Annotated in this window: 11 protein-coding genes; 9 read left to right on the plus strand and 2 right to left on the minus strand. The window is 64.6% G+C overall.

Annotated elements, in window-relative coordinates; translation table 11 throughout:
* Both ACEN9T_RS13125 and ACEN9T_RS13130 read left to right on the plus strand, forming a co-directional pair.
* Entirely contained in the window at positions 1-3,915 is a 3,915-nt protein-coding gene (locus ACEN9T_RS13125; RefSeq protein WP_413707918.1) for a translocation/assembly module TamB domain-containing protein, read from the plus strand.
* A gap of 95 nt (positions 3,916-4,010) precedes the next feature.
* Complete coding sequence (locus ACEN9T_RS13130; RefSeq protein ID WP_413707919.1) at positions 4,011-4,553, plus strand: hypothetical protein; 543 nt, start codon at positions 4,011-4,013, stop codon at positions 4,551-4,553.
* A gap of 177 nt (positions 4,554-4,730) precedes the next feature.
* On the opposite strand, the gene metG is transcribed toward ACEN9T_RS13130, so the two are convergent.
* Complete coding sequence (gene metG, locus ACEN9T_RS13135; RefSeq protein WP_413707920.1) at positions 4,731-6,800, minus strand: methionine--tRNA ligase; 2,070 nt, start codon at positions 6,798-6,800, stop codon at positions 4,731-4,733.
* A gap of 305 nt (positions 6,801-7,105) precedes the next feature.
* Positions 7,106-7,735, minus strand: coding sequence for an OmpA family protein (locus ACEN9T_RS13140; protein ID WP_012762565.1), 630 nt, complete (start codon positions 7,733-7,735; stop codon positions 7,106-7,108).
* Between the two features lie 206 nt (positions 7,736-7,941).
* Here ACEN9T_RS13140 and apbC point away from each other — a divergent pair, with 206 nt between their 5' ends.
* The 7 genes from apbC (at position 7,942) to ACEN9T_RS13175 (ending at position 16,678) form a co-directional block, all read left to right on the plus strand.
* Entirely contained in the window at positions 7,942-9,030 is a 1,089-nt protein-coding gene (gene apbC / locus ACEN9T_RS13145; protein WP_092973028.1) for an iron-sulfur cluster carrier protein ApbC, read from the plus strand.
* Between the two features lie 10 nt (positions 9,031-9,040).
* A complete protein-coding gene (locus ACEN9T_RS13150) occupies positions 9,041-9,580 on the plus strand; it encodes a DUF3305 domain-containing protein (RefSeq protein WP_092972917.1) in 540 nt (179 codons plus the stop codon).
* A gap of 11 nt (positions 9,581-9,591) precedes the next feature.
* Complete coding sequence (locus tag ACEN9T_RS13155; protein ID WP_413707921.1) at positions 9,592-10,161, plus strand: DUF3306 domain-containing protein; 570 nt, start codon at positions 9,592-9,594, stop codon at positions 10,159-10,161.
* 81 nt (positions 10,162-10,242) lie between these two features.
* Positions 10,243-12,402, plus strand: coding sequence for a 4Fe-4S binding protein (locus tag ACEN9T_RS13160; protein WP_413707922.1), 2,160 nt, complete (start codon positions 10,243-10,245; stop codon positions 12,400-12,402).
* A 44-nt stretch (positions 12,403-12,446) separates the two neighbouring features.
* A complete protein-coding gene (locus ACEN9T_RS13165) occupies positions 12,447-13,118 on the plus strand; it encodes a molecular chaperone (protein WP_413707923.1) in 672 nt (223 codons plus the stop codon).
* A gap of 235 nt (positions 13,119-13,353) precedes the next feature.
* The gene (locus ACEN9T_RS13170) at positions 13,354-13,605 is read left to right on the plus strand and encodes a ubiquinol-cytochrome c reductase iron-sulfur subunit N-terminal domain-containing protein (protein ID WP_413707924.1); all 252 of its coding nucleotides are present in this window, start codon (positions 13,354-13,356) and stop codon (positions 13,603-13,605) included.
* Between the two features lie 67 nt (positions 13,606-13,672).
* The gene (locus tag ACEN9T_RS13175; protein ID WP_413707925.1) at positions 13,673-16,678 is read left to right on the plus strand and encodes a molybdopterin-dependent oxidoreductase; all 3,006 of its coding nucleotides are present in this window, start codon (positions 13,673-13,675) and stop codon (positions 16,676-16,678) included.
* Positions 16,679-16,692 lie beyond the last annotated feature (14 nt).

The following is a 16,692-nucleotide window of genomic DNA, read 5'->3' on the forward strand; positions in this document are numbered from 1 at the left end:
ATGACGATGACCGATCCGCAAACGCCTCAACCCAAGCAACCCGAAGCACCACGCTCCGAACGTGCCAAGCGCGGCTGGGGCCGTCGCACGCTGCGCTGGTTCGGCGCCTTTGTCGCCCTCGTCCTTGTAATCGTGCTGGCGCTGGCCGGCTGGCTGGTCTGGGCCATCCATTCGCAATCGGGCACGGCGCAGTTGTGGTCACTCGCCACGCGCTTTGGCAACGCTTATGTGTCGGGCAAGCTGGAGGGCGGCACGGTGCGCGAGGGCGTGTCGCTGCGCGATCTGCACGTGCGCGCGGGCAGCACGGAAGTGCGCATCGACCATGTGGAAGGCCGCTGGGCCATCACGCGTGGCCCGTGGCATGCGCATTTCGCGTACCTCCGTGCCGGCAATGTCGAGGTGATCCTGCATCCGACGCCGCCCACACCGCCGAGTGGTCCGCCCAATTCGCTGGTGCTGCCGCTTGCGCTGGATGTGGACCGCCTCGCCGTCGATCGCCTTGCCATCCGGCAGGGCACGTCGACCACCGAACTGAAGTCGATTGCCGGCAGCCTGCATACCGACGGAACGCATCACAACGTGCTGCTCGACGGCATGGAGACGCCCGCCGGTAAACTGGCCGCCACGCTGCGTATGACCGGTACGCGCCCGTATCCGCTTACCGGGGCTGCCACGCTGGCCACGCAGTTCGAGGTGAGCGGGCAGAAGCAGGATGCGTCGGTGTCGGCGCAACTGTCGGGCTCGTTGGAAGCGCTGCATATCGAGGCGACCGGCACCGGGGCCAAGCTGACTGCGCAGGCGCTGATTGACGCCACGCCGTTCGGCGCGTTGCCTCTGTCGCGCGCAGTTGTGTCGGCGGAGCACGTGAATCCGCGTGCGTTTGCGCCGGGCGCGCCGGAAGCATCGTTGTCGATCCATGCGGACCTGCGTCCCGACGAGAAGGCCAAGACGCTGACGGTGGCGGGCCCCATCCAGATCGACAACGCGCAGCCCGGCACGCTCGACAAGCAGAAGCTGCCGCTGCAATCGCTGCGTGCTCAGGTGCGGCTGAACGAAAACGATCAGCAACTCACCGGTCTCGATGTGCGGCTGCTGGGCGGCGCGGTGCTCACGGGCGGCGCCGATGTGCAGAAGGGGCATGGCGCACTGCGCGTGGATGTGCGCCAGCTCGATCTGCACGCGCTGCACGCATCGCTGGAGAAGACGAAACTCGCTGGCCCCATCACCGTGGATTTTGCGGGCGGCACGCAGCATGTGGCGCTCGATCTGGCGGGCGGCGACATGCGTGCGCAAGCGAAAGCCGTGCTGGATGCGGCGCAGGTCGCGGTGGAGAGCGCCCAGGTGTCGCTGGGGCGCTCGCGGCTGACGCTGGCGGGCATGCTCAAGCACGACGATGCGCAGTCGTTCGTCTTCAAGGGCAACCTGGCGGAGTTCGATCCGTCGCGGCTGGCCAAGGTGGCCAAGGGCCGCGTCAATGCCGAGTTCGATGCGCGCGGCACGCTCGGTGAGCCCATCGACGCCGCCGTCAAGTTTGCCGTGCGCGATAGCGATTACGCCGGCTTGCCGATGACCGGCGACGGCAACGTCCACGTACGCGGTGAACGCCTGCTGCCCAGCGACGCCAAGCTCGACGTGGCCGGCAACAAAGCCAGCCTGCGGGGTAGCTTTGGCGGGGCGGGCGACCGCATGCATGTCGACGTCGATGCGCCGCAACTCGCCCGCCTGCAGCTTGGGGTGAGTGGGGCGCTGACCTTGTCCGGCGATGTCTCCGGCACGATCAAGCGCCCGCAGGTGGATGCCACGTTCCGCGCCAATCAGCTTGCCTATCAAGGAAACAAGATCGACACCGCCAACGGCCGTGCGCAGATCCGCGACGGGATCGACGGGCCATTGCTGTTCGAGCTGACCGCGCAGCGAGTGACGGGCCCGAGCCTGTCATTGCGGGAAGTGCATGCTACGCTGGATGGCACGCGACGCGCCCACCGCTTCCGCGCCGACGCTGACGGCAACGTACGCAACCAGCCGTTCAAGTTCGCGCTGGCAGGCGACGGTGCGCTGACACCCGGCAAGGACGGTGATGGTTGGGATGGCACGATCTCCACTCTGTCGGCGCAGGGCGAGCCCAACCTGCAGCTCAAGGCTCCTGTGAAGCTGTCGGTGGCCCCGGGCCGCCTGATGATGGGTCGTGCAGATCTGACACTGGACCAGACCCCCATCCACATCGAGCGTGTCGAATCGACCCAGGGTCACGTGCGCAGCGCCGGCCGCGTCGACGGGTTGCAGATTGCGCGGGTGCTGGAGCTTGTGCGCACCTGGACGGGCCAGGCACCGCCGGTGCGCACGGATCTCGTCGTCGACGGCCAGTGGGATCTGGACCTCGGCAGCACGGCCACCGGCACGGCGCGCATCGCCCGGCGCAGCGGCGACCTGTCGATCAACGCCGGCCGTGGTTTCACCCCGCTGGGCCTGACTGAAGCGACCGTCGAAGCGCGCGGCGAAGGCATGCGCCTCGGGCTGCGCGGCACTGTGCAATCGACGCGCGTCGGCAACCTTTATCTTGATGCGGGCGTCGGGCTCGTGCGTGATCCTGGCCCGGGCACTTTGGCGCTTATGGCGCCCTCGTCGCCGCTCTCCGGCGGTTTGACGATCAGCCTGCCGCATCTCAAGAGCATTGGAGATCTGCTTGGGCCCGACGTCGCAACGGACGGGCAGCTTGCGGCCAGCCTGACGTTTGCGGGCACCGTGGGCGCGCCCAAGGTGAGCGGCTTCATGACCGGCCAGGACGTCGAGGTGGCGCTGTACGACCAGGGCATCCGCCTGACGAAGGGCGTCGTGCGTGTGGCGCTCGACCAGAACGTGGTCGACCTGCAAGAGGTGGTGTTCCATGGCGGAGACGGCACCGTGCGGGCGCAGGGACGCGTGCAGCTTGGCGAGGCGAACCCGAACCTGGCAGGCTCCATCGTTGCCGACAAGCTGCAACTCTTTGCCGATCCGGATCGCACGCTGGTGCTGTCGGGCCAGGCGCGCATTACCAACGACAACGACCGCGTGGCCGTTACCGGCAAGTTCAAGGTCGACCGGGGCCTATTCGATTTGCCAAAGGACGGCGCGCCCTCGCTTGGCGACGACGTGGTCATCGTCCGTCGTGCCGACGCCGCCCGCAACCAGGCCGAACGCGGCGTCAAGCGCGAAGAAAAGCCGGCTGGCCGCTTCAGCCCGGTGGTGGATGTCGATGTCGATTTTGGCGACAACTTCCGCTTCAAGGGTGCCGGCGCAGACCTGTCACTTGGTGGTCAGATGCACGTGCACAGCGAGCCGCTTGTGCCCCTGCGCGGCACCGGCACGATCTACGTGCGCGAGGGCAGCACGTACGAAGCGTTCGGCCGCAAGCTGGCCATCGAACGGGGCGTGCTGAACTTCGTCGGGCCGATCAACAATCCGTCGTTCAACATCACCGCCATGCGGCGCAACCAGGAAGTCGAAGCGGGCGTGCAGGTGACCGGCACGGTGCGCCAGCCACGCGTCAAGCTCGTCTCCGAGCCCAACGTGCCTGATGAAGACAAACTCTCCTGGCTGATGTTCGGCTACAGCGCATCGAATGCCGGCCTGGGCCAGCAGCAGGCGATGTCCGGCGCGGCCCTGGGGCTGCTGGGCAACGTGGCAGGCAAGAACGTGGCGCGGCGCTTCGGGCTCGACGAGTTCTCGATCGGGCCGTCCACCGCTGGTCTCACCGACCCGCAGGTTGTGAGCCTCGGCAAGGCGATTTCGGAGCGCATCACCGTCGGCTATGAGCAGAGCCTGTCGACGGCCGACTCCATCGTCAAACTGACGTGGCAGTTCTCGCGGCGGTGGTCTGTGGTGGCACGCGGCGGCACGATCAACGGTGCGTCGGTCCTGTTCAACAAGCGTTGGTAATCGATTGGCCCGGCTGCCAGAATGGCGACGGGTACACGTTTCACACGAGGGGTTCCATGCCGCATCTTCGTCAACTCGCACAAGTGGGAGTCACCATGGGCATTCTGGCTTCATTGCTGGGGTTGTTCGGCTGTGATCAGCAGAAGGTTGACCAGGCTGTGAATCGTGCGGGCGATGCCGCCAAGCGGGCGTGGCAATCGGCCAAGCCGGACAACCTGCTGTTCAAAGGCATCGTGGCAGGGCAATCCACCGAAGACGATGTCAGGGCCACCGCCGGTCAGCCCGAGATGATCTGGGAAAACGAAGGCGGCACGCGGCAGCTTGAGTATCCGCGCGGGCCAGAAGGGACTTCAACGTGGATGGTGACGATCGGGCCTGACGGGCACGTGCAGAAGATCGACCAGGTGTTGACCGCCGAGAATTTTGGGCGCGTGCGGATTGGGCAGAGTAAGGATGACGTTCGCCGGATGCTGGGCAAGCCCGGGAAGGTGGAGGTGTTTAAGCTGAAGCAGGAAGAGGTTTGGGGGTATCGGTGGATGGAAAGCGCGACAGAGCGGGCTTTCTTCAATGTGCACTTTGGGACGGATGGGCGGGTTACGACGACTTCGCGGAGTGATGATCGGTTGAATGGGGCGTAGCTGATTGCGGTTTGGGCTTTCGCCCTTCGCCCTGAGGATGTTCTTGTGGTGCATCCCATGTTTCATCCCCTGCCGGGGCTGACTCACTTTCTTTGGCAAGACAAAGAAAAGTAAGTCGGTCCCGGCAGGGAACGAAAGGGAAGTGGACCACCAAGGCCCATCCCCCCTCAAACCAAATCAACGCACCCGCATCCCTGGCACCGCCCCCGAATGCGGCTCAAGAATATAAAGCCCAGGCTGAGCCTTCTCATCAGCCGCCGAAGCCGCCAACACCATCCCCTCCGACATCCCAAACTTCATCTTGCGCGGGGCGAGGTTGGCAACCATCACGGTCAGCTTGCCCACGAGATCTTCCGGCGCATATGCCGACTGGATGCCAGAAAACACATTCCGCGTCTGTCCTTCGCCCACATCCAGCGTGAGCTGCAGCAACTTGTTCGACCCTTCCACGCGCTGGCAGGCGACGATCTTGGCCACACGCAGGTCGATCTTGGCGAAGTCGTCGATGGTGATGGTCTCGGCCATCGGCTCGATGGCGGCAGCGCCGTTGGCGGTAGCAGCCGGGGCATCGGCGGTGGCCTGCAGGGACTGACGATTTGCCTCCACCAGCGCATCCACCTGCTTCTTGTCAACGCGCGTCATCAGATGCGAGTACGGCTGGATCGGCTTGGCCGACGACAGTTGCGAATCGATCGAGCGCCACGTCAGCGGCTCAACGTTGAGGAACGCTTCGATGCGCTCGACCGTAGTCGGCAGAATCGGCTTGAGGTACACGGCCAGCAGGCGGAACGCTTCCAGCGCGACCGAGCACGCGGCGTGCAGCTTTTCGCGGTTGGCCTCGTCCTTGGCCAGATCCCACGGCTTCTCGGTGTCGACGAAGGCGTTGACGGCGTCGGCCAGTTCCATCACGGCACGCAGCGCCTTGCTGTACTCGCGCTTTTCGTACAGATCGGCGATCTGCGGGGCGGCTTCGCGCAGTTGCACCATGAGCGGATGACCCAGCGCGGCATCGCTCACGCGGCCCTCGAAGCGCTTGACGAGGAAGCCGGCCGAGCGGCTGGCGATGTTGACGAACTTGCCGACCAGATCACTGTTCACGCGCGCGATGAAATCGTCCAGGTTCAGATCCAGATCTTCCATCGTCGCGTTCAGCTTGGCGGCGAAGTAGTAGCGCAGCCATTCCGGATTCAGGCCAGTGTCGATGTAGCTCTGTGCGGTGATGAACGTGCCGCGCGACTTGCTCATCTTGGCGCCGTCCACGGTCAGGAAGCCGTGCGCGAACACGTTGGTCGGCGTGCGGTGGCCCGAGAACTTCAGCATCGCCGGCCAGAACAGCGTGTGGAAATACAGGATGTCCTTGCCGATGAAGTGGTACTGCTCGGTGGTCGAGTGTTCGTTGATCCACGCGTCGAAATCCAGACCGCGCTTGGCGCATAGGTTCTTGAAGCTGGCGTAGTAGCCGACCGGCGCATCCAGCCACACATAGAAGTATTTGCCCGGCGCGCCCGGAATCTCGAAGCCGAAGTACGGCGCATCACGCGAGATGTCCCAGTCCGACAGCTTGGCCTCGCCTTCGTCGCCGAGCCATTCGCGCATCTTGTTGGTCGCTTCGGGCTGGGCCAGGTCGGCTACCCATTCACGCAGAAAGTTTTCGCAGCGCGGGTCAGACAGCTTGAAAAAGTAGTGCTCCGACGACTTGCGCACCGGCGTCGCGCCCGACACCACGGAATACGGATTCTTCAGGTCAGTCGGCTGGTACGTCGCACCGCACACTTCGCATGAATCGCCGTACTGGTCTTTCGCGCCGCACTTCGGGCATTCGCCCTTGATGAAGCGGTCCGGAAGGAACATCTCTTTGACCGGGTCATAGAACTGCTCGACCTCGCGCACGTCGATCAGGCCGGCTTCCTTGAGCTTGAGGTAGACGCTCTGGCACAGCTCCTTGTTTTCGTCGGAGTCGGTGCTGTAGTAGTTGTCGAACGAGACGAGGAAGTTGTCGAAGTCGCGTTTGTGTTCCGTCCAGACGCGTTCGATCAGTTGGCGCGGTGTCAGGCCTTCCTTCTCGGCGCGCAGCATGACGGGCGTGCCGTGCGTGTCGTCGGCACCCACGTAGTAGGTCTCATGCCCCCGCATGCGTTGGAAGCGCACCCAGATATCGGTCTGGATGTACTCGACCAGGTGGCCGATGTGAATCGGCCCGTTGGCATAGGGCAGGGCGGAAGTGACGAGGATGCGACGTTCGGACATGAGCGAGCCAGAAAAGTGCGGGCAGGCCGCGATCAGGGCGCGGCGCGCGGAGAAACGCATATTTTAGCGCGCCCGGCGGCGGCGAGCCCGTCAGAGAGGAATCTGCGGAATCGCGGGTGTGATCGTGGGGTTGGCCTATGCGTCACGATGCCGCGCACGGTGTGACCCAAAAAAAAAGCGCCGGTCAGAGCCGGCGCAGCTTTCCACAACGGAAAAGGAGGAGAAATCAGGTACCGCCCGGGAGGTCAGCCACGCATCGCGAGCCAGCAACGTGTGGCAAGCGGCACCTGTTTTCTATGACAGGGTTAGCCCTGAATTGGTTTCAAATAAATTTCGACGCGGCGATTTTGGGCGCGGCCGGCCTCCGTGGCGTTGTCGGCAACGGGCTGGTTCTGGCCGCGGCCTTCAGCCGAGAGACGGTTACGGGCCACGCCGCGGTCCGTCAGGTAGCTCGCCACGCTCTGCGCACGCTTTTGCGACAGCGTCATGTTGTAGTTCGGGTTGCCGGTGCTGTCCGTATGGCCGACCACATTGGCGGCCAATTCCGGATGTTGCGTGAGCGTTTGTGCCACGCTATCCAACGGGCCGCGGAACGACGGCTTGATTACCGCGCTGTCGGTGTCGAACGAAACCTGGCTCGGAATGTTCAGCTTGAGCGAACCGTCGGGTTGCTCTGAAATTTGCGTGCCGGTACCGGCCGTATCGCCAGCCAGCTTGGACTTGATGGCACCCCAGTTGTAGCCGACGGCTGCACCGGTTGCCGCGCCCAGCGCACCGCCAATGGCGGCGCCCTTGCCGTTGCCGACCAGCGCGCCGATGCCAGCGCCCACGGCCGCGCCAACGCCGGTGCCCATGGCGGTCTGGTTCTGCTGCTCGGTCGCACAGCCTGCGGCCAGCAGGGCGATCAGCGAGACGGAAATAAGCTTGGCTTTCATGGTTTCTCCTACGAGTAACGGGATCGGTTCTTGTGGGTTTGCCGATATCCGGCGCATCAGAGGGATATTGGGGGAGGAATCGGACGAACGACGCGCCGGCAAAATACAATAGCAAAACAGTACGTAGAGTGGCCAGGGCGCCGCAAAGTTCATGCCGCGTCACCGTTGGCCCGTCCCCCATTCGCATTAGATTTGTGGAGCAAATGTTGAGCGTAACCATCGAACAGATCACCGAAGCGCTGCGCGGCGTGGTGGATCCCAATACCGGGCGCGACCTCGTGTCGTCCAAATCGGCGCGCAACATCCGGGTCGATGGCGGCGAGGTGTCGCTCGACGTGGAACTCGGCTACCCCGCCAAGAGCCAGTTCGAACCGATCCGCAAGCTGGTGATCGGGGCGCTGCGCCAGGTGCAAGGTGTCGAAAATGTGAGCGTGCAGGTGTCGATGAAGATCGTCGCGCACGCGGTGCAGCGTGGTGTGCACCTGATGCCGAATGTGAAAAACATCATCGCCGTGGCTTCGGGCAAGGGCGGGGTGGGCAAGTCGACTACTGCCGTGAACCTCGCGCTGGCGCTGTCGGCGGAAGGCGCCAACGTCGGTATTCTGGACGCCGATATTTACGGTCCGAGCCAGCCGATGATGCTGGGCATCCAGGGCCAGCCTGACTCGGCCGACGGCAAGACGATGGAACCGATGGAAGGCCATGGCCTGCAGGCCAACTCGATCGGCTTCCTGATCGAGCAGGACAACCCGATGGTCTGGCGCGGTCCGATGGTGACCTCGGCGCTGGAGCAACTGCTCAAGCAGACCAACTGGCGCGACCTGGATTACCTCATCGTCGACATGCCGCCGGGCACGGGCGATATCCAGCTCACACTGTCGCAGAAGGTGCCTGTGACGGGCGCGGTGATCGTCACCACGCCGCAGGACATCGCGCTGCTTGACGCCAAGAAGGGCCTGAAGATGTTCGAGAAGGTGGGCATTCCCATCATCGGCGTGGTCGAGAATATGGCGGTCTACTGCTGCCCGAACTGCGGCCATACTGAACACATTTTCGGCGCCGGCGGCGGCGAGAAAATGTGCGAACAGTACAACGTGCCGTTCCTGGGCAGCCTGCCGCTCAATCTGTCCATCCGTGAGCAGGCCGATTCGGGCCGTCCGACCGTGGTGGCCGATCCCGACGGCGCAATTGCTGGCGTCTACAAGCAGATCGCGCGCCGCGTCGCCATTGCCGTGGCCGAGAAGGCGAAGGACATGACGAGCAAGTTCCCGTCGATCGTCGTGCAGAACACCTGAGCGAAAAACCATGGATGCCAGCGAGCCGTTGCCCAACGATCGTCAGACGGAGCGCCCGTCCGTGCGGGTGGCGGTGGTGCTGTGCCGCCGCCCGACGGCCAACCGCTGGCAGCCGTTCCAGTGGCGGCTGGAGGCTGTTGTGCCTGACTTGGGCGAATACGGCACCGCACCGCGCTGCCTGGATCACGCCGACGATGAGAAGGGCGACGAGCGCTGGCTCACGCCCGGCTTCTCCGTCACGCTATTTCGCGACGAGGCTGAGGGTTATTACTTGAACGTGACCTCCGCCGCGCCCTGCTGGTTTGTGCTGTGGCGCCTGGGCGAATCGGGCACCGCTGACGAAGGCCGCGCGATTCCGCATACGGTTTCGCTGAGCTACAACGAGGCTGGCCGCTGGCTCGACGGTGGCGAGACGGTCGAAAACGTGCCGTTGGACGCTGCGGCGCTGGAGTGGCTGCAGGCGTACGTGGCCGAAAACTACCGGCCTGAGCCGAAGAAGCGGCGCCGGCCGGAGTCGTTCCTGCCGCCGGAAGACCGCGCAAAGTTCTGAGCGAAGCTGACGTGAGCGACGAAACTTTCCTCTCGCGCTGGTCACGCCGCAAGGCCGCCGAGCGGCGCGGCGAACCCGAACCGGAAGCGGCCCCGCCCGCGGAGCCGGCACCCGCCGTGGTGCCCGAAGTGTCGCCGCCCGAGCCCCCGCCCGAGGCGCCGCCACCGCTCACGCTGGAAGACGCCGCCAAGCTGACGCCATCCGATGATTTCGCGCCCTTCGTCGCGCACGGGGTGGACGAAACCGTCAAGCGTGCCGCGCTCAAGAAGCTCTTCGCCGATCCGCACTTCAATGTGATGGACGGGCTCGATACCTACATCGACGACTATTCGCAGCCCGACCCGATCCCGCCTGAGATGTTGCGCGAGCTGCGCCATACGGTGGGATTGCGGTTGTTCGAGCCGCTGGAAGAGGAGGCGGCTGCGCCGACAGGAATCGAACCGGTATCGGACCCTTCGCCCGCCTCGCCCGCTGTGACCGGCGAGATGCCGCGGGAACCTGCCGATGCCGAATCGCCCCTCCCGGACGGCCCCGCCCAGGCAACCCCGCATGGCGGTGCTAAGCCGCCGTCCGTAGAATAAAAAAGAAGACCGCGCGGCAAAGACCGAGCGGCCATGTCTCCACAGCCTGCGCCATGCACGTGGGCGCTCACGCACAAATCCATGCCGACGCTGCTCTGCAGTTGCAATCACACCATGCCGATCGATGCCGATGCGGTGGGCGACGCCCTGCGCGCGTCCGACGCCGTCATCGACGCGCCAGGCAAGACGCACCACCTGCTGTGCCGCCGCGAGATCGGCGCGTTCACGCAGGCGCTGGAGGGCACGGAAGACGTCATCGTCGCGTGCACGCAGGAAAAGGCACTGTTTGCAGAAGTGGCCGCACAGCACGAGGGCGTGACGGCGCCAATCCATTTCGTCAACGTGCGCGAAACGGGCGGGTGGTCAGCGGGAGCCAAGCGCGATGCGCGCGGTTTCCGTGCCAAGACTGCGGCGCTGCTGGCCGTGGCAGGGTTGCCGGCGCCGGACCCGGTGCCCGTGGTCGACTACCACTCCGACGGCAACGTGTTGATCGTCGGCCCTGCCGAGCGGGCGATGCCGTGGGCCGAACGCCTGGCCGACCAACTGAGCGTGACGGTGCTCGTCACCGGGCGTGATCGCGCAAAGGGTCTGCTTGTCCCGCCGATGGAGCGCCGCTGGCCCGTCCAAGCAGGCGAGCTGCAGGAGGTGAAGGGCTGGCTTGGCACGTTCGAAGTGCAGTGGCGCAACCGCAATCCGATCGACCTGGACCGCTGCACCCGCTGCAACGCCTGCATTGATGTCTGCCCCGAAGGCGCCATCGACGCGCTTTACCAGATCGATCTGGACGCATGCCGAGACCATCGCGCGTGTGTAAAAGCATGCGGCGATGCGATGGCCATCGATTTCAGCCGCGTGGATGCACCGCAGGCGCTCTCGGGCCAGTTCGACCTGATCTTCGATTTGAACGATGCGCCAGCGTTTGCGCAGCATCAGCCGCCGCAGGGCTATTTCCACGCCGGCGCAGACGCAGGCCGTCAATTGACGGCATCGCTGGCACTGCTGCAAATGGTGGGTGAGTTCGAGAAGCCCAAATTCTTCCAATACAAGGAATCCATCTGCGCGCACGGGCGTAACGGCCAGGTGGGCTGCGACGCTTGCGTGCAGGTGTGTTCTGCGTCGGCCATTGCGTCGCAGTGGAAGGACGGCCGCGGCAGCGTGCACGTCACGCCCAATCTGTGCGTGGGCTGCGGCGCGTGTACGACCGCGTGCCCGACCGGCGCCATCACCTATGCCTATCCCAGCGCGCCTTACCAGGGGCGCAAGCTCAAGACCCTGCTGAGCACGTATGCATCGGCGGGTGGGCGTGATGCTGTGGTTCTGCTGCATAACGGTGGGCGCGGCCGCACGCTGATCGAGCAACTTGGCCGGGCCGCGCGTATCGGCAAGGCGCAGGGCGTGCCGGTGAATGTGCTGCCGGTCGAGGTCTTCCACGCGGCATCGACGGGATTGGACCTGTGGCTTGCAGCGTTGACTTACGGCGCCGCGCGCATCGCTATCCTGCTGACGGAAGACGACACACCGCAGTACCGCGCGATGCTCGCCGAGCAGGTTGCCGTGGCGCAGGCCCTGATGCAAGGGCTTGGCGAGCCGGCGGATGAGGTGGGCGTAGTGCTGATCGACGTGGCGGATGCGACTGCGCTCGACGCGCGCTTGGGCCGCGCTGACGTTTCGGGCCCGCTGCGCGGCTTTCGCCGTGACATGCCGGCCGCCACGTTTGCGGTGGCCGCCGCCAAGCGCGAGACGCTGGATTTCGCGCTCGACCATCTTGCGCGCCACGCCAAGGCCACCGAGGCCGTCATCCCGCTGCCGGCAGGGGCACCGTTTGGCGCCATCACCGTGAATCGCGAAAGCTGCACGCTGTGCATGGCCTGTGTGGGCGCGTGCCCGTCGCAGGCGCTGCGCGATCAGGCCGAGCGCCCCGTGCTGGCCATGATCGAGCGCAACTGCGTCCAGTGCGGCCTGTGCGAAACCACGTGCCCGGAAAGCGCCATCGCCCTCGTTCCGCGTCTGAACCTGTCGGCCGAAGCCCGCCAATCGGTCACGCTCAACGAGGCCCAGCCGTTCCACTGCATCCGCTGCAACAAGCCGTTCGGCACCGCGCAGATGGTCACGACGATGCTGGCCAAGCTGGGCGCGCACCCGGCGTTTTCGGGCGCCGCCGCCGAGCGCCTCAAGATGTGCAGCGACTGCCGCGTGATCGACATGATGCAGCACGGCGAACGCCCCGGCGCCCCGCACTGAAAACCGCGCATTGAAGCCGCGCATTCAAGCCGATCTCTGATTCCATGACCGACGCCCAGCCCCTGCAATTCCAGCCCGCCGCCACCCCTGCCGACAGCGCCGAGGATCTCGCTCGTGCGGACCTGTACGGCCTGCTGGCCACGCTGTTCTTCCAAGCGGCAGACGCCGATTTGCTGCAGCGCATTGCCGCCGCACCGCTGGACCCGGTCGGCGATGGCGATATCGCCCCGGCCGATGCGGAAGCTGCCGCCAGCAGCGCACTCACCCAGGCGTGGCGAAAGCTTGTCGCCCGCGCCGGCAAGACGACCGCCGTGCAGGCCGACGACGAATACACCGAGCTCTTCATCGGCATCGGCAAGCCGGAGGTGTTCCTGTACGGCTCGTACTACCAGGCCGGTTTCATGAACGAAAAGCCGCTCGTGGTGCTGCGCGATGATTTGCGCCGCTATGGCCTGGAGCGCGCCGAGGGCGTCACGGAGACGGAAGATCACCTCGCTACGCTGTGCGAGGTCATGCGTTACCTCATCGCCGGCGACGATGTTGCCGTTGCGCGCATCGAAGAGCAGCGCGCTTTTTTCCAGCGCCATCTGGCCCCGTGGGTCGATACGGCTTGTGATGCTGTATCGCAGCATCCGCGCGCCGCGTTTTATGCCGACGTGGCGGGATTGGCAAAGGCGTTTTTCGACGTCGAGCGGCTCGCGCTGGAATTGGCGTGACCGCAATGCGGCCGACTGCCTAAAAATTGAGAGGTCGGCCAAGAGTCGCGCCCCGTCCGCGTCACGGCGGACCGGTTCAAACCGTACTCATTGAAAAAATTCATCGGTAAATCGTCAGGAAAATCCCGGGGTGAGGGGTTTTGGGCATGGTTTTCTCATGCCGTTACTCCTAAAATGTGTTCGAAAATTCCTATTACATTCGGTCATCGGTTTGAATGAGCCGGGGAGCATCGAAATGCCAGGTCCGAACACCGTCCCTCACGCCCGCCCCGAGGCGGATTCCGCTGAATCCGGCCCCACGCGCCGCCGCTTCCTGATGGGCACCGCGTTGGCCGCTGCCGCCGCAGGCACGGCCGCTACGGCCAGCCATCTGGTGCAAGCGCCCGCCGCCTCCGCCTCGCCACCGGCTGACGCCGCTGATGACGGCGCCACCGGTTACCGTCTGAGCGAACACATCCGCAAGTACTACAAGACGACGTGGATCTGACGCGGTCGCATGCGCGCCGCTCCTGCTCCATCGTCATTGCACGCATCCCACATCCTCAGGTGACCTCATGCTTCTGACCCGCAAACCGGCGGTACAGGACACCAAAGCCGCACCGGCGCGGCGTTCAAACGGCCAGGGCGCCGCATCGCTTGCCGGCAGTCTGGCCCGCAGCCTGGCCGGCGCACTGCCGACCATGGACCGCCGCACCTTCCTCAAGCGCTCCGGCATCGGCGTTGGCGCTGGGCTGGCCGCGACGCAGCTTTCGCTGGTGAAGAAATCGGTGGTGGGTGAGGCACACGCCGCCGAAGGCAAGGGCGACATCGTTGTGCGCCGCACGGTGTGCTCGCACTGCTCGGTCGGCTGCTCGGTGGATGCCGTCGTGCAGAACGGCGTGTGGGTGCGGCAGGAACCGGTATTCGACTCGCCGATCAACCTGGGCGCGCACTGCGCCAAAGGCGCCGCCCTGCGTGAGCATGGTCACGGCGAATACCGCCTGAAGACGCCGATGAAGCTCGTCGATGGCCGTTACCAGCGCATCAGCTGGGAGCAGGCGCTGAACGAGATCGTCGCCAAGATGAACACGATCCGCCAGGAAACCGGGCCGGATTCGTTTTTCTTCGTGGGTTCATCCAAGCACAGCAACGAGCAGTCGTATCTGCTGCGCAAGTGGGTGTCGTTCTTCGGCACCAACAACTGCGACCATCAGGCACGCATCTGCCACAGCACCACCGTCGCCGGCGTGGCCAACACGTGGGGCTACGGTGCGATGACGAACTCGTACAACGACATGCAGAACGCCAAGTGCGCGTTGTACATCGGTTCGAACGCGGCCGAGGCGCATCCGGTATCGATGCTGCATCTGCTGCATGCCAAGGAAACGGGCTGCAAGGTCATCGTCGTCGACCCGCGTTACACACGCACAGCGGCCAAGTCCGATGAATACGTGCGGATTCGTTCGGGCACCGATATCGCGTTCCTCTTCGGCGTGCTGTATCACATCTTCAAGAACGGCTGGGAAGACAAGCAGTACATCCACGACCGAGTCTACGGCATGGACAAGGTGCGCGAGGAAGTGCTCGCCAAGTGGACGCCGGACAAGGTCGAAGAGGTGTGCGGGGTGCCGGAAGCGCAGGTCCACAAGGTCGCCGAGATGATGGCGATGAACCGCCCCAGCACGCTGGTGTGGTGCATGGGCCAGACGCAGCACACCATCGGCAACGCCATCGTGCGCGCATCGTGCATCGTGCAGCTGGCGCTGGGCAATATCGGCAAGTCGGGCGGCGGCGCAAACATCTTCCGCGGCCACGACAACGTGCAGGGCGCGACCGACGTCGGGCCCAATCCGGATTCGCTGCCAGGCTATTACGGCCTCGCTGCGGGCGCGTGGAAGCATTTCGCCTCCGTGTGGGGGCTCGATTACGACTGGATCAAAGGCCGCTTCGCCTCGCAGGCGATGATGGAAAAATCGGGCACCACGGTTTCGCGGTGGGCCGATGCGGTGCTCGAGAAGAATGACCTGATCGATCAGGACAACAACGTTCGCGCCGTCTTTTACTGGGGCCACGCACCGAACTCGCAAACGCGCGGGATGGACATCAAGCGTGCGCTCGACAAGATCGACCTGCTCGTGGTGATCGACCCATACCCGTCGGCCACGGCGGCCATGGCCAACATGCCCGCCGCCGACGGCACGCCGCCCAATCCGAACCGTGCCGTCTACCTGCTGCCGGCCGCAACACAGTTCGAAACGTCGGGCTCATGCACGGCATCGAACCGCTCGCTGCAATGGCGCGAGAAGGTGATCGAGCCGCTGTTCGAATCGCAGCCCGACCACGTGATCATGCAGGCGTTTGCCGATCGCCTCGGCTTCGGCAAGGAGCTGTCGAAGAACTACAAGATCACTGAATACAAGCGCGCCGGCATGACGTGGCGTGAGCCGGAGATCGAGTCGATCCTGCGTGAAATCAATCGCGGCAACTGGACGATCGGCTACACCGGGCAATCGCCGGAACGCCTGAAGGCCCACATGCGCAACATGCATCTGTTTGATGTGCGTACGCTGCGCTGCAAGGGCGGAAAGGATGCCGAAACCGGCTACGACCTCACCGGCGATTACTTCGGCCTGCCTTGGCCGTGCTACGGCACGCCGGAACTCAAGCATCCCGGCTCGCCCAACCTGTACGACACCAGCAAGCATGTGATGGAAGGCGGCGGCAACTTCCGCGCCAACTTTGGCGTGGAACGCGACGGCGTCAACCTGCTGGCCGAAGATGGCTCGTTCTCGCTGGGTTCGGAGTTGACGACAGGCTACCCCGAGTTCGATCACGTGTTCCTCAAGAAACTCGGCTGGTGGGACGACCTGACCGACGCAGAGAAGAAGGCCGCTGAAAGCAAGAACTGGAAGACCGATTTGTCCGGCGGCATCCAGCGCGTGACGATGAAGCACGGCTGCCACCCGTTCGGCAACGCCAAGGCCCGCGCGATCGTGTGGAACTTCCCCGACGGCATTCCGCAGCATCGCGAGCCGCTGTATTCGACGCGGCCCGACATGGTCGCCAAGTACCCCACGCACGACGACAAGAAGGCCTTCTGGCGCCTGCCCACGCTGTACAAGACAGTGCAGCAGCGCAATATCGAAAACAAGGTCTACGAGAAATTCCCGATCATCCTCACGTCCGGCCGACTTGTCGAATACGAGGGCGGCGGCGAGGAGACGCGCTCCAACCCGTGGCTCGCCGAGCTGCAGCAGGAGAACTTTGTCGAGATCAACCCAAAGGCTGCAGCCGACCGCGGTATCCGTCACAACGACTTTGTCTGGGTCAAGACGCCGACCGGCGCCCAGATCAAGGTGCGCGCGCTGGTGACGGAGCGCGTGGGCGTCGACCACGCCTTCATCCCGTTCCACTTCTCGGGTTGGTGGCAGGGCAAGGACCTGCTCGATTACTACCCGGAGGGCGCCCACCCGATCGTGCGTGGCGAGGCCGTCAACACGGCCACGACCTACGGCTACGACTCGGTAACGATGATGCAGGAAACGAAAACGACGGTCTGCCAGATCGAGCGGTTCGCATAAGGACGGGGAGATCA

This window comes from Ralstonia sp. Ralssp110, assembly GCF_047325135.1.
In the GTDB taxonomy this organism is placed as follows: Bacteria; Pseudomonadota; Gammaproteobacteria; order Burkholderiales; family Burkholderiaceae; genus Ralstonia; species Ralstonia mojiangensis.